This is a genomic window from Streptomyces sp. NPDC051219 (assembly GCF_040682335.1).
Classification (GTDB): domain Bacteria; phylum Actinomycetota; class Actinomycetes; order Streptomycetales; family Streptomycetaceae; genus Streptomyces.
Genome location: NZ_JBFBAS010000011.1, coordinates 92,261 through 104,869 on the forward strand (window position 1 = coordinate 92,261; position 12,609 = coordinate 104,869).

The following is a 12,609-nucleotide window of genomic DNA, read 5'->3' on the forward strand; positions in this document are numbered from 1 at the left end:
GGCCCGCACCGCCCGGCCCCGCCGGGTTCACACCGGTGGCCCGGTGTGAACCCGGCGGCACGTCGCCGCTGTTCCGGCGGGCCGGGCGCTCAGACGGCGGGCGGTACCCGCGTGGGCCGTCCCGAACCGCGGGTCAGGCTGTAGCCGCCCACCCCGGCAAGGGCTGCCAGTACGCCCCCGGCCGCGGTCCAGATCCACCGGTCCGTCCACCAGCCGGAGGCCCAGCCGTCCGCCGGCTCACTGCTCGCGCGGGCGGAAACCCCTTGCACCAGTGGCGTTGCGAGGGTGCCGTCGACGGCATGAGCGCCGCCCGCGTCGGCAGAGGTCGCCTCCACCTCGGCCCGAACCGGAAGACCCAGGTCCTCTTCCGGCGCCTCGACGACCGTCAGCCGGATGTAGTAGCTGCCCGGCAGCGGATCGTTGGCCCACGGCTCGGCCCAGGCCCGGACCGTGCGCAAGGTGCACGAAAGTTCCACCGAGGGAGCGGCGGCGGGCGCGGCCTTCGTCTGCATGCCGTACACACAGGACTGGCGACGGCGCAGCCCGTCGTACACGTCGAGCTGCCAGGTGGACGCGCCGTGCCGGACGGCGGACTCGGGCAGCGTCACAGTCGCCCTGACGGTGGGCCGTCCGCCGGCGTCGGCGGGGAACACCCAGTAGAGGTAGTCGCCGGTGGACGCGGTGGCCGTGGCGCGCCTGCCCTGCTCGATCGCCGTCGCGTCGCGGAAGGCGGTGCCGGCCTCTGTCGGCGCGGTGGCGTCGTCGCCGGTCGACGACGCGCTCGGGGAGGGGCTCTCCGCCAGAGCCTGACCGGTTGTCCCCAGCCATGCGGTGGCAGCCAATAGAGCGCCGGCCGACAGCGGTATCCATGTCCTACGCATCAGTTGGACCTCCAGACAGCGACGCGCCAGCGGGAGACCCAGCCCCACAGCAGACCGGCCGCGAAGCCTGTGAGGATCAGGGCGCCGAGCAGCCACCAGCCACGGCCGAGGCCGAAGGCGGCCACGTCGGACGGCCCGTCGGGCGAGTCCACCAGGTCGACGGTGAGCTCGACGGGCAGGCCCGGAGTGGTCTTCACCGTGGGTGGCGCGGAGAAGGAGTTGCCGACCTGCAGGCAGACGGTCTCCGCGGCCGGTTTCGCGTCCGCGTCGGCATCGTCCCGCGGGGCCTTCGGATAGCGCAGGCCGGACGAGATGACATCCGTGCGCCCGGTGCCCGCCTCCGCCCCGCGGACGATCTCCCGGCCGTGCACGGTCACCGCACGCAGCAGTACGCCGTAGTCGGCGTTGACCGCCCGGTCGGCGGCGACACTGACCGAGGCACGCAGCTCCTGGCCGGGCAGTACGTCCACCCGGTACCAGCGGTGCTGGGCGAACTTCGCCCGGTCGGTGTAGAGACCGGCCTCGAGCCGGGGCGCCTCGGCGCACTCGGCAGCGCCCTCGGTGGCCACCGGGACGGCCACCGGGTCCGCCGCGCGGTCGACCAGCTGCTTGACGCGGCCGGAGAGTTCATCGGTGTGCTGCACGGAGGTGTACGTACCGCCGGTCGCCTCCGCGATACAGCTCAACTGGCTTCGGGTCTTGGCGTCCGGGACCAGCCCCAGCGTGTCGATGACGAGGTGGATGCCCTTGGCCGCGATCTCGCGTGCCACCTCGCACGGGTCGAGCGGGGCGCACGTGTCCTCGCCGTCGGTGATGAGCACGATCCGGCGGGGCGCGTCTCCGCCTTCTAGGTCGTCGGCCGCCTTCAGCAGGGCGGGTCCGATCGGTGTCCAGCCGGTGGGGGCCAGCGTGGCCACGGCGGTCTTCGCCTCGGTCCGGTCGAGCGGACCGACCGGATAGAGCTGCTCGGTGTCCTTGCAGCCCTGCTGCCGGTCGTCGCCACGGTAGTTGGCGCCCAGGGTGCGTATGCCGAGCTGCACCTCCTCGGGCACCGCGTCCAGCACTTCGTTGAACGCCTGCTTCGCCGCGGACATGCGGCTCTGGCCGTCCATGTCCCGGGCCCGCATGGAGCCGCTCACGTCGAGCACCAGCTCGACCTTCGGGGCTTGCTTCGGTGAGGGTTCGTCAGCGGCGGCGCCGACCGGGAGCATTCCCGTGGCCAGGGCGGCGAGCAGGACCCAGGTCCTGACCGCCGGCCGTTCTCTTGTGATCATCGCCGGATCGTATTGACGATCACCTCAGGGCCCAAATCGGGGGACACTTGTGCCCCGGCAGGCATGCGGGCTGCTGTCCGGCAAGCCGGACAGCAGCCTCCCGGCGCGGGGATCAGATATTCACGCCGAAGTCCTGCGCGATGCCGCGCAGGCCCGACGCGTAGCCCTGACCGACCGCGCGGAACTTCCACTCCGCACCATTGCGGTAGAGCTCGCCGAAGACCATCGCAGTCTCGGTCGAGGCGTCCTCGCTCAGGTCGTACCGCGCGAGCTCATTGCCGTCGGCCTGGTTGACCACGCGGATGAACGCGTTGCGGACCTGGCCGAAGCTCTGCCCGCGGCTCTCGCCCTCGTGGATCGACACCGGGTAGACGATCTTGTCGACCTCGGCGGGGACCGTTGCGAGGTTCACCTTGATCTGCTCGTCGTCCCCCTCGCCCTCACCGGTGAGGTTGTCGCCGGTGTGCTCGACCGAGCCGTCGGGGCTCTTGAGGTTGTTGAAGAAGACGAAGTGCTGGTCGGACACCACCTTGCCGTTCGAGTCCACCAGCAGGGCGCTGGCGTCCAGGTCGAAATCGGTGCCGGTCGTGCTGCGTACGTCCCAGCCCAGGCCCACGGTGACCGCGGTCAGGCCGGGGGCCTCCTTGGTGAGCGAGACGTTGCCGCCCTTGGAGAGGCTGACACCCATGAAAATCCCTGCTCAATCCGGCGCGGGCCACGCCCCTTGACGGTTTCTTTGCCCAAGGGGGCAACGCCTGTCCGCGGCGATCGGTTCCCGGAAGTCACCCGGTTGCCCTTCGCTCCTGCCGTCACCGTCGCCCGGTCGGGCGAAAGACGGCAGGAGCCCGCGGGCCGGGCCGCCGCCGCGGGGCACGGCGGACCGCCGTGGTGTAAGCAGGAGGCATGGATCTCCGGCGCCTCCACCGGGATCACCGCTGGTCGTGGCAGCCGAGCCATGCGCTGGTCGTGGTGCCCCTCGCGCTGATCGTGATCGTCACCGTGGTGGACATCCTGGCGCCGCCCGAAGTGCACCTCGGCCCGTTCCTGGTAGCCGCCCCGGCCGTCACAGCCTCTTTCGCCGGCCCCCGGACGACGGCGCTCATCGGCGCCATCGCCGTTCTCGCCCAGTCGGTGGTCGCCGTCGCGCGCACCAGTCTGACCGACCTCAACCACACCGTCCAGATCATCGCGCTGATCCTGATCTCGCTGTTCGTGACCTTCTTCGCCCATCTGCGGGAGCGCCACGAGAAGGAGTTGACGCGACTGCGCTCGGTGGCCGAGGCGGCGCAAAGGGTGGTGCTCCGGCCCATTCCCCATCGGATCGGTCCGCTGAACATCGCCTCCGTCTATCTGGCCGCCGAGGCCGAAGCGCAGATCGGCGGTGACCTCTATGCCGCCGCGCGCACCAACCAGGGGACCCGGCTGATCATCGGTGATGTCCGGGGCAAGGGCCTGGAGGCCATCGGCGATGCCGCTCTGCTCCTGGGCGCATTCCGCGGGGCCGCGCACCGGCAGGCCGAGCTGCCCGTACTGGTGACCTATCTCGAGGGGACCGTCTCCTCGGACCTGGACGATCCGGCGGCCGGCGACGAGAGCGGCGACCGCGAGGGGAGCGAGGACCGTGGTGAATCGTTCGTCACGGCGGCCGTCCTCGACGTCCCCGACGACGAGCCGGTCCTCCACCTGATCAGCTGCGGACACCCGCCGCCGTTGCTGCTGCGCGGCGGCAGGGCGACAGCGCTCGAAGTGCGCAGGCCGGCTCCTCCGCTGGGACTCACCTCGTTCGACGAGTCCGACTTCGCCGTGGAGACGTTCGCGTTCGAGCCGGGAGACGTCATCCTGCTGTACACGGACGGGGTCATCGAAGCCCGCGATCGCTCCGGCACCTTCTACCCGCTGGCCGAGCGGGTGACGACATGGCCGGACCAGGACGCCGACACGCTCCTCGAGCACCTGTGCAAGGACCTGCTGGCGCACGCCGGAGGGTTTCTCGGCGACGACGCGGCCATGGTCGCGATCGAGCGGATGCGCTAGGCGCCGAGCCGTCACCCCGATGGGCGCTGTCAGAGCCAGCCGTTGCGGCGGAAGCCCCGGTGCATGGCGAAACACGCGACGGCGATCAGCCCGAGGACGAGGGGATAGCCGTACTTCCAGCCCAGTTCGGGCATGTGCTCGAAGTTCATCCCGTACACCCCGCACACCATCGTGGGGACGGCGACGATGGCGGCCCACGCGGTGATCTTCCGCATGTCCTCGTTCTGCGCGACAGTCACCTGGGCCAGATGTGCCTGCAGGATCGAGTCGAGCAGCGCGTCGAAGGAGGTGATCTGCTCGGTGATCCGGGCCAGATGGTCGGCGACATCCCGGAAATACGCCTGGTAGTCCGGGTCGATCAGTGGCATCGGCCGGGTGGCCAGGATCTGCAGCGGTCGGTCCAGAGGCGCCACTGCCCGCTTCAGCTCGAGAAGTTCCCGCTTGAGCTGGTAGATCCGGCCCGCGTCTCCGCGACTGGCCTGCTCGCTGAAGACCTCGGTCTCGACGGCGTCGATGTCGTTCTGCACCGCGTCGGCGACCGTGAGGTAGTCGTCGACCACATGATCGGCTATCGCGTGCAGCACGGCGGACGGTCCCTTGGCAAGCCGCTCCGGAGCCGCCTCCAGTGCCTCGCGCAGCGGGCCCAGCGAGCCGTGGCCGCCGTGCCTGATGGTGATGACGAAGTCCGGGCCTGTGAAGACCATCAGCTCACCGGTGTCCACCACCTCGCTGGTGGCGGTCAGTTCCTCGTGCTCGACGTAGCAGACCGTCTTGAACACGGCGAACAGCACATCGTCGTACCGCTCCACCTTCGGGCGCTGGTGCGCATGGACGGCGTCCTCGACGGCGAGCGGGTGGAGACCGAACAGCTCGGCCATCCCCTCGAGCTCCGCCTCGCCGGGCTGGTGCAGGCCGATCCAGACGAAGCCGTTCCCGGACTTGCGGACCTGCCGGAGCGCCTCGTCGGCCGGCCCGTCCCCCGGCCGGCGCACCCCGTCGATATAGACGACGCAGTTCTCCACCGTGTTGCCGAGGGGGGACCGCGCGGGATGGCTGAGGTCCACGGTTCGGCGGTACGCCCGGCTCACCGCTCGGCGGAGGTTGCGGATGACGGACACAGGCGGGCTCCTTCGGCTGATCGGCGGCCAGTGTGCCACCGGTGCCGCGGTACCTGCACGTCTGCCCCCACAGATGCCCAGGCCAACCCTGCTGTGATGCGGGACTCCGGTGCCCCACAGGTCAGGCGGGCGAGGTGCCTTGGGCCAGGAGCAGCGTCACATCCACCGCTGCCACGGCGACCGTCCCGGCGAACGCCGCCTTGCGCCAGTACCGGCCCAGTGACAGGCCGGCGAGGGCCGCCAGGGGCGACACCGACAGGGCGACCGCCCCCCATCCGCCCACCGGCCCGGCGGGGCCGAGTGCCAGAACCGCCGTCGCCGCGACCAGCGGGACCGGCAGCAGCAACCGGGTTCCCGTGGTACCCAGCCGGTGCGGCAGCCCGCGTACACCTGTTTCCAGATCGGCGGGGATGTCGGGGAGGACATCGCCCAGATGGGCCGCGAGACCGAGCAGCGCCCCGGCTGTCACCGCCCACCAGGCAGGCCACGGGCGACCCGGCAGGCTCAGCGCGACGACCGCGGGCAGACTCGCGAAGCCGAGCATGTACGGAAGCCAGGACACCGCCGTCGCCTTCAGCCTCAGGTTGTACGCCCACGCGCCCGCCACCGCGGCCAGATGCGCCGTACCCGCGAAGGGGCCGCACGCCAGCGACAGCGGCACGCACAGCACGAGCGCGCAGCAGGCGGCGGTCCACACCGCCGTCCTGCTCACCACTCCGTCGACGACCGGTTTGCCGCGACGGCCCGCGGCCTTGTCGCGCCGGGCGTCGAACGCGTCGTTGCACCAGCCCACCGACAGCTGGCCGGTCAGCACGGCCGAGCCGATCAGCGCGCAACGCGCTTCGCCGTGCCCGGCGCTGACGGCCAGTGCGGTCGCCAGAACGGTCACCGCGACGACCGGTCCCGGATGGCAGGACAGCGCCAGCCCCATGACACGGCGCAGTGCGGCAGCCACCGCGACGCGGGGGCGCCATACGGTCGGGCCGCACGTCTGCGGCCGGTCGGCAGTGTCCATCGGCCGATGGTAGCCACGCCGCGCGGGGCGAAGTGGCAGCCGGACGGGCGACTTGCGGTGTCGCACGCCTGTGCGCGGGCAGGGATGGGGGGCATGAGACCCCCGAGGCGGGACCAGAGATGACCCGGATCGCAGCTGTCCACGGCTGCCTCGCGCCGCACCGCCATACCCAGAGTCAGATCACCGACATGGTGGCCCGTACCTGCCTGGCCCCCGGCGCGGACCGGCGCGTGCTGGACCGGTTGCACCGGAACGCCGGGGTGCGGACGCGCAACATGGTGCTGCCGCTGGAGCGTTACCCCGAACTCGACGGATTCGGCGCCGCCAACGACGTCTTCATCCGGGCCGCCACCGAGCTGGGCACGAAGGCGGTACGCGGCGCGCTGCGGACCGCCGGGCTCCGGCCCGAGGACGTGGACCTGCTGCTGTTCACCTCCGTCACCGGGGTGGCCGCTCCGTCCATCGACGCCCGGCTGGTGGGGCGCCTGGGGCTGCGGCCCGACGTCAAACGGCTGCCGGTGTTCGGTCTCGGCTGTGTCGCGGGGGCGGCGGGTGTCGCGCGGTTACACGACTACCTGCGCGGCTGGCCGGACCAAGTGGCCGTGCTGCTGTCGGTCGAGCTGTGTTCGCTCACTTTTCAGCGCAACGACCCCTCACCCGCCAACATGGTGGCCACCGGACTGTTCGGCGACGGGGCGGCCGCCGTGGTCGCCGTCGGCAGCGGGCGGGCGTCGGCGCCGGGCCCCGAAGTGGTGGCCACCCGCAGCCGGATGTACCCGGACACCGAAGGTGTCATGGGCTGGGACATCAAGAGTTCGGGGTTCCGCGTCGTTCTCGATCCGGCCGTGCCCGAGGTGGTCCGCCGGTACCTGGCCGACGACGTCAACGGCTTCCTGGAGGAGCACGGCCTCAAACCGAAGGACGTGGCCCACTGGGTGTGCCATCCGGGCGGCCCCAAGGTGCTCGAAGCCGTGTCCGAGGCACTGTCGCTGCCCGAAGCGGCGCTGGACGTCACGTGGAAGTCGCTGGCCGAGGTGGGGAACCTGTCCTCGTCCTCGGTCCTGCACGTGCTGCGGGACACCATGGAGCACCGGCGCCCCGAACCCGGGACCCCCGGGCTCCTGATGGCCATGGGCCCGGGCTTCTGCTGTGAACTCGTCCTGCTGCGCTGGTAGTTCGGAGGACAACATGATCTGGTACACCGCCCTCGTGCTCGCAGTCGGGGCCGAGCGCGTCGCCGAACTCGCCGTGGCCCTGCGCAACACGCGCTGGAGCCTCGCCCGCGGCGGCACCGAGGCCGGCCGCGGCCACTATCCGGCGATGGTCGCCCTGCACACCGCCCTGCTGGCGGGCTGCCTGGCCGAAGTGTGGCTGGCCGGGCGTCCGTTCCTGCCTCTCCTCGGCTGGACGGCGGCGGCCGTGGTCGTGGCCGCACAGGCGCTGCGCTGGTGGTGCATCCGTACGCTGGGCCGGCAGTGGAACACCCGGGTGATCGTCGTGCCCGGGCTGCCCCTGGTGGCCGGCGGCCCCTACCGGTGGCTGCGGCATCCCAACTACGTCGCCGTCGTGGCGGAGGGCCTGGCCCTCCCGCTGGTCCACGGAGCCTGGGTGACCGCCACGGCCTTCACGGTCCTGAACGGGGTGCTGATGGTCGTCCGGATCCGGTGCGAGGAGGCGGCGCTGGCGACCATGACCGCGCAGGTCCGGACGTGATCGACATTCTGGTGGCGGGCGGCGGACCGGCAGGCCTGGCGACGGCCGTCCACGCGGCACTCGCCGGTATGGAAGCCGTCGTGGTGGAGCCGCGAGCCGCTCCCGTCGACAAGGCATGCGGCGAAGGCATCATGCCGAGCGGTGCGGAGGCACTCCGCGCGCTGGGCATCGTGGTCGGTGGGCATCAACTGCGGGGCATCCGCTACCGGGACGGCGACCGGACCGCCGAGGCCATCTTCCGGGAGCGGCCCGGCCCGGGGCTGGGCGTGCGGCGGACCGTACTGCATGCGGCCCTGCACCGGCGCGCGCTGGATCTCGGCGTCCGGATCGTGCCCGGCAAGGTGGACGGCGTCCGGCAGAGCGACGACCGCGTCACCGGCGCCGGTCTTACGGCACGTTGGCTGGTGGCCGCGGACGGCCTGCACTCTCCGCTCCGCCGGGGCCTAGGCCTCGACGCGCCGGTCCCCGCGCCGCGCCGGTACGGACTGCGCCGGCACTACCGGATCGAGCCGTGGTCGGACTTCGTCGAGGTGCACTGGTCCCGCCACGGTGAGGCGTACGTGACCCCGCTCGGCGACGGCCTGGTGGGGGTCGCCGTACTCAGCCGCGACCGGCGGCCGTACGAGGAGCACCTCACCGCGTTCCCGCACCTGGCGCCGTTGCTGGGCGGCCGGGCGTCCGGCCCGGTCCGCGGAGCCGGTCCGTTGCGCCGGCGGGCCCGGAGCCCGCTGGCCGGCCGGGTCCTGCTGGTGGGTGATGCGGCGGGGTACGTGGACGCCCTGACCGGCGAGGGGGTCGCCCTGGCCCTCGCGACGGCGGGAGCGGCCGTGCGGTGCCTGGCGGCCGGCGCCCCGTACGCGTACCCGGCCCGCTGGACCCGGCTGACCAGACGTCACCGGTTGCTGACCGAAGCCCTGTTGTACGCGGCCGGGCGCCCGGTCACGGCGCGCCTGATCGTCCCGGCGGCGTGCCGCGTGCCTTCGGCATTCCGGGCCGCCGTGCACGCACTCCAGTAGGAATCACCCGGGAGGAAGAGCCACGCCGTGAAGCTGCGCTGTTGACCCGCTTAAGAAATCCTCGATGGACTTCACGGTCATGGCTCGGCAGATTGGTGTCGCATCGATCACTGCACCGTCACCACGCCTGGAGCCGCAGCCATGAAGGCACTCGTCAAGCACAAGGCCGAGCCCGGGCTGTGGCTCATGGACGTGCCGGAGCCGGAGACCGGCCCGGGCGACGTCCTGATCAAGGTGCTGCGCACCGGGATCTGCGGTACCGATCTGCACATCCGGTCCTGGGACGGCTGGGCCCAGCAGGCGGTCCGGACGCCGCTCGTCCTCGGCCACGAGTTCGTCGGCGAGGTCGCGGGCGTGGGCGCGGACGTACAGGACATCGCGGTCGGCGACCTGGTCAGCGGCGAGGGTCACCTCGTGTGCGGCAAGTGCCGCAACTGTCTGGCCGGCCGCAGGCACCTTTGCCGCAGCACGATCGGCCTGGGAGTCGGCCGCGACGGCGCCTTCGCCGAGTACGTGGCCCTGCCCGCCTCGAACGTCTGGGTGCACCGGACCAAGGTGGACCTGGACGTCGCCGCGATCTTCGACCCGTTCGGGAACGCCGTTCACACCGCGCTCTCCTTCCCGCTGGTGGGCGAGGATGTGCTGATCACAGGGGCGGGTCCGATCGGCATCATGGCGGCGGCCGTCGCCCGGCACGCCGGCGCCCGCAACGTGGTGATCACCGATGTGAGCGAGTCCCGGCTGGCGCTGGCCCGCAAGGCCGGGGCGACCCTCGCGCTCAACGTCGCCGAGGCGCGCATCGCGGATGCCCAGCGGCAGCTGGGGCTGAAGGAGGGCTTCGACATCGGCCTGGAGATGTCCGGCAGGCCGGAGGCCATGCGCGACATGATCGACAACATGACGCACGGCGGCCGGATCGCCATGCTGGGCCTGCCGGCCGAGGACTTCGCCGTCGACTGGTCCAAGATCGTCACCTCGATGATCACCGTCAAGGGGATCTACGGCCGTGAGATGTACGAGACGTGGTACGCCATGACCGTGCTGTTGGAGGGTGGTCTCGACCTGACCCCCGTGATCACCGGCAGCTACTCGTACCAGGACTTCGACGCCGCCTTCGACGAGGCCGCCACCGCGCGCAGCGGAAAGATCATCCTCGACTGGACCGTCTGAGTCCGTCCGGGCCGGGCCACCCGGGCATCCGAGACCGTTCGGACCACCTGAGCGTCCCGGACCGCCCAGGACTTCCAGGACTCTCCGCAACGTGCGGGACCGATCCGCCCCAGCCGGGCACCGACCACCCCTCCCACAAGGAGCCTCTCTCATGTACGCGTCCGTCCGCGACGACCTCAGCGCCACCCTCGACGAGATCCGCGCCGCCGGTCTCTTCAAGCCCGAGCGCGTCATCGGCACCCCTCAGAGCGCCGCCGTCTCCGTCACCGCAGGTGGGCGCCCCGGCGAGGTTCTCAACTTCTGCGCCAACAACTACCTCGGCCTCGCCGATCACCCCGAGGTGGTCTCCGCCGCCAAGGAGGCTCTGGACCGCTGGGGCTACGGCATGGCGTCCGTACGCTTCATCTGCGGCACGCAGGACGTCCACAAGGAGCTCGAGCGGCGGCTGTCCGCCTTCCTGGGCCAGGAGGACACGATCCTGTACTCCTCCTGCTTCGACGCGAACGGCGGAGTCTTCGAGACGCTGCTCGGCGCCGAGGACGCCGTCATCTCCGACGCACTCAACCACGCCAGCATCATCGACGGCATCCGCCTCTCCAAGGCCCGCCGTTTCCGCTACGCCAACCGCGACCTCGCCGACCTCGAGCAGCAGCTCAAGGAGGCCGTCGCGGGCGGCGCCCGCCGCCGTCTCATCGTCACCGACGGCGTCTTCTCCATGGACGGCTACGTCGCGCCGCTCGCGGAGATCTGCGACCTGGCCGACCGCTACGACGCGATGGTCATGGTCGACGACTCGCACGCCGTCGGCTTCGTCGGTCCCGGCGGCCGCGGTACCCCCGAGCTGCACGGCGTGATGGACCGCGTGGACATCATCACGGGCACCCTGGGGAAGGCGCTCGGCGGCGCGTCCGGCGGCTATGTCGCCGCTCGCGCCGAGATCGTCGCCCTGCTGCGCCAGCGCTCGCGCCCGTACCTCTTCTCCAACTCCCTCGCCCCGGTCATCGCCGCCGCCTCCCTGAAGGTCCTCGACCTGCTGGAGTCCGCCGGCGACCTGCGCGAGCGGCTGAACGCCAACACCGCGCTCTTCCGGACGATGATGAGCGAGGCGGGCTTCGAGATCCTGCCCGGCGACCACGCCATCGCGCCCGTGATGATCGGCGACGCCGCCGAGGCCGCCCTGATGGCCGAACTGCTGCTGGAGCGCGGCGTGTACGTGATCGGCTTCTCCTACCCCGTCGTCCCGATGGGCCAGGCACGCATCCGGGTCCAGCTCTCCGCCGCGCACTCCACCGCCGACGTCGAGCAGGCGGTAGCCGCGTTCATCGACGCGCGTCAGGCCCTGAGCGGCTGGGCCGACGTCTGACGTACCGGCCGGGGGTGACCGCGGCCGGACGGAGCCGCCGTCGGCCCGGGCTTCCGGTCCGGTCGAAGCTGGCAAAATGGCCGGGTGATCGACCCTCGGCGGCTGCGCATCCTGCGGGCCGTGGCGGACCACCGTACGGTGACCGCCGCGGCCGCGGCACTGTACCTGACCCCCTCGGCCGTCTCCCAGCAGCTTGCCGCGCTGGAGCAGGAGACCGGCCACGTGCTGCTGACCCGCAGCGGCCGCGGGGTACGGCTGACCGCGGCCGGCGAAATCCTGCTGACCCACGCCCATGAGGTCGTGGCGCAGCTGGAGCGGGCCGAGGCCGAGCTCGCCGCCTACGCGGGCGGCGCGGCCGGCGATGTGACGGTGGCCGCCTTCGCGACCGGCATCGCCGAGGTTCTGGCGCCCGTCATCGGCCTGCTCGCCGACCGCAACCCGGGCATCCGCCTGCGGGTTCGGGATGCCGAGGGCGACGAGAGCCTGCCACTGGTGCTCGCCGGAGAGGCGGATCTCGCCCTGGCGGTCGAGTACCGGGGCGCGCCCCGCGAGGACGACCTCCGGCTGGTCCGCGTCCCGCTGTACGCGGAGCCCTTCGACGCCGTGCTGCACGCCGCCCACCCGCTGGCGCAGGGCGCCCACGTATCCCTCGCCGAGCTGGCCGACAGCGACTGGGCCGGACCGTACCCGGGCAACCCCTGCCACGACGTGATGGTGCTCGCCTGCCAGCTCGCCGGCTTCGAGCCGCGCCTGGTACACCTCTCCGACGACTTCCGCGCCGTCGTGGCCCTTGCCGGAGCGGGCGCCGGCGTCGCGCTGGTGCCGCGGTCCGCGCTGCGCGGCATGGAGCTGAAGGACACCGTGGTACGCCCGGTGGAGGGGCCGGCCGCGACCCGCCGGGTGTTCGCCGCCGTACGGCGGGGCGCGCAAGACCATCCGCTGATCCGGCCGGTGCTCGACGCCCTGACCGAAGTGGCGGGCGGACTCCCGCCGGACTGATGTCCCGCATCGCCGAAACCGGCCGG

12 protein-coding genes are annotated in these 12,609 nt (G+C 71.8%); 7 read left to right on the forward strand and 5 right to left on the reverse strand.

The genetic code is table 11. The features are described from left to right. Nucleotides 1–89: 89 nt before the first annotated feature. From AB0M62_RS15620 to AB0M62_RS15630, 3 genes are all read right to left on the reverse strand, one after another. The gene (locus AB0M62_RS15620) at nucleotides 90–881 is read right to left on the reverse strand and encodes a hypothetical protein (RefSeq protein ID WP_366074718.1); all 792 of its coding nucleotides are present in this window, start codon (nucleotides 879–881) and stop codon (nucleotides 90–92) included. Then, complete coding sequence (locus AB0M62_RS15625) at nucleotides 881–2,155, reverse strand: VWA domain-containing protein (RefSeq protein ID WP_366074719.1); 1,275 nt, start codon at nucleotides 2,153–2,155, stop codon at nucleotides 881–883. The genes AB0M62_RS15620 and AB0M62_RS15625 overlap by 1 nt, the downstream gene beginning before the upstream one ends. A 112-nt stretch (nucleotides 2,156–2,267) precedes the next feature. Next, the gene (locus AB0M62_RS15630) at nucleotides 2,268–2,843 is read right to left on the reverse strand and encodes a TerD family protein (protein WP_366074720.1); all 576 of its coding nucleotides are present in this window, start codon (nucleotides 2,841–2,843) and stop codon (nucleotides 2,268–2,270) included. 215 nt (nucleotides 2,844–3,058) lie between these two features. On the opposite strand from AB0M62_RS15630, the gene AB0M62_RS15635 reads away from it, so the two are divergent. Further along, nucleotides 3,059–4,189 (forward strand): PP2C family protein-serine/threonine phosphatase, encoded by a 1,131-nt coding sequence (locus tag AB0M62_RS15635; RefSeq protein ID WP_366074721.1) that lies wholly within the window; start codon nucleotides 3,059–3,061, stop codon nucleotides 4,187–4,189. A gap of 29 nt (nucleotides 4,190–4,218) precedes the next feature. Here AB0M62_RS15635 and corA read toward each other — a convergent pair whose 3' ends face one another. Together corA and AB0M62_RS15645 are read right to left on the reverse strand one after the other, a co-directional pair. Then, the gene (gene corA / locus AB0M62_RS15640) at nucleotides 4,219–5,307 is read right to left on the reverse strand and encodes a magnesium/cobalt transporter CorA (RefSeq protein ID WP_366074722.1); all 1,089 of its coding nucleotides are present in this window, start codon (nucleotides 5,305–5,307) and stop codon (nucleotides 4,219–4,221) included. A 121-nt stretch (nucleotides 5,308–5,428) separates the two neighbouring features. Then, on the reverse strand, nucleotides 5,429–6,238 hold the full coding sequence (locus AB0M62_RS15645) for a UbiA family prenyltransferase (protein WP_366074808.1): 810 nt from the start codon (nucleotides 6,236–6,238) through the stop codon (nucleotides 5,429–5,431). A 203-nt stretch (nucleotides 6,239–6,441) separates the two neighbouring features. Between AB0M62_RS15645 and AB0M62_RS15650 the strand changes: the two genes are divergently transcribed. From AB0M62_RS15650 to AB0M62_RS15675, 6 genes are all read left to right on the forward strand, one after another. Continuing rightward, a complete protein-coding gene (locus AB0M62_RS15650; RefSeq protein WP_366074723.1) occupies nucleotides 6,442–7,497 on the forward strand; it encodes a 3-oxoacyl-[acyl-carrier-protein] synthase III C-terminal domain-containing protein in 1,056 nt (351 codons plus the stop codon). Nucleotides 7,498–7,510: 13 nt separating this feature from the next. After that, nucleotides 7,511–8,035, forward strand: a complete 525-nt coding sequence (locus tag AB0M62_RS15655) for an isoprenylcysteine carboxylmethyltransferase family protein (protein WP_366074724.1) — start codon at nucleotides 7,511–7,513, stop codon at nucleotides 8,033–8,035. Next, nucleotides 8,032–9,051 carry an NAD(P)/FAD-dependent oxidoreductase gene (locus tag AB0M62_RS15660; protein ID WP_366074725.1) on the forward strand — a complete coding sequence of 340 codons (1,020 nt, stop codon included), beginning with the start codon at nucleotides 8,032–8,034 and terminating at the stop codon, nucleotides 9,049–9,051. The genes AB0M62_RS15655 and AB0M62_RS15660 overlap by 4 nt, the downstream gene beginning before the upstream one ends. A gap of 141 nt (nucleotides 9,052–9,192) precedes the next feature. Continuing rightward, entirely contained in the window at nucleotides 9,193–10,221 is a 1,029-nt protein-coding gene (gene tdh / locus AB0M62_RS15665; RefSeq protein WP_366074726.1) for an L-threonine 3-dehydrogenase, read from the forward strand. A 151-nt stretch (nucleotides 10,222–10,372) separates the two neighbouring features. Next, nucleotides 10,373–11,584, forward strand: a complete 1,212-nt coding sequence (locus tag AB0M62_RS15670; RefSeq protein ID WP_366074727.1) for a glycine C-acetyltransferase — start codon at nucleotides 10,373–10,375, stop codon at nucleotides 11,582–11,584. 84 nt (nucleotides 11,585–11,668) lie between these two features. Next, nucleotides 11,669–12,583, forward strand: a complete 915-nt coding sequence (locus tag AB0M62_RS15675) for a LysR family transcriptional regulator (RefSeq protein ID WP_366074729.1) — start codon at nucleotides 11,669–11,671, stop codon at nucleotides 12,581–12,583. The last annotated feature ends 26 nt before the right edge of the window (nucleotides 12,584–12,609 follow it).